Origin of the sequence: Nocardia beijingensis NBRC 16342, from assembly GCF_001612785.1 — a bacterium.
Classification (GTDB): Bacteria; Actinomycetota; Actinomycetes; order Mycobacteriales; family Mycobacteriaceae; genus Nocardia; species Nocardia beijingensis.
The window spans coordinates 1-991 of record NZ_BDBC01000101.1 but is presented as its reverse complement, the minus strand read 5'-3'; the positions used below and the strand labels follow the sequence as shown (position 1 = coordinate 991).

At 67.5% G+C, this 991-nt stretch carries 1 protein-coding gene; it reads right to left on the bottom strand.

What is annotated here, in order from left to right; all coding sequences use genetic code 11:
* Nucleotides 1-991 (bottom strand): condensation domain-containing protein (locus NB3_RS33760; RefSeq protein ID WP_244892189.1); only part of this gene is annotated, 991 nt, incomplete at both ends.

Genomic DNA, 991 nt, shown 5'->3' with positions numbered 1-991 from the left:
AAGCTCGTGTCACCACACCGGATCGCGACCGCGTCGGGACGGTTGCGGGCTTGGGTGGTGATCACATCGACCAACGTCACCTCCGGCACCAACGCCCCCGGCGTCGACCACTCGTGCAACACCAACTCCCGCTCCCCGGAAGCCAGCACATCGATATCCCCCACCACCACCGACGCATCCGCCGCGACCGCGGCCAGGATCCGGGTGAACCGGTCGGCGAAATCCCGCACCGTCGCCACATCGAACAAATCCGTGGCATAGGTGAACGCCGCCGACAACCCACCCGGCCCACCGTCACGCCCGAGGTTCTCCGCCACCGCCAACTGCAGATCGAACTTCGCCAACCCCACCGACAGATCCACCGGCGCCACCGACAACCCCGGCAACGCCAACTCCGGCACCGTCAGATTCTGGAAGGTCAACATCACCTGGAACAACGGATGCCGCGCCGGAGACCGCGGCGGATCCAGCACCTCCACCAACCGCTCGAACGGCACATCCGCATGCCCGAACGCCGCCACATCCACCGCCCGCACCCCCGCCAGCAACTCGCTGAACCGCGCCCCCGGATCGATCTCGGTCCGCAACACCAACGTGTTGACGAACATCCCGATCAACTCGTCCAACGCCGCCTCACCCCGACCCGCCACCGGCGTGCCCACCGCGATATCCCGCGAATTCGACAACCGCGCCAACAACACCGCCAACGCCGCATGCACCACCATGAACACCGTCGCGTTGTGCTCGGCCGCGACCCGGCTCAACCCCGCATGCACCCCCGCATCCACCTCGAACCCCACCGTCGCCCCCTGATACGACGCCACCGCCCCCCGCGCCCGATCCGCCGGCAACTCCAACTGCTCGGGCAACCCCGCCAACTGCCCACGCCAATACCCCACCTGCGCCGCCAACACCGACTCCGGATCCCCCTCATCCCCCAAAACCTCCCGCTGCCACAACGCGAAATCCGCGTACTGCACCTCCAACGCAG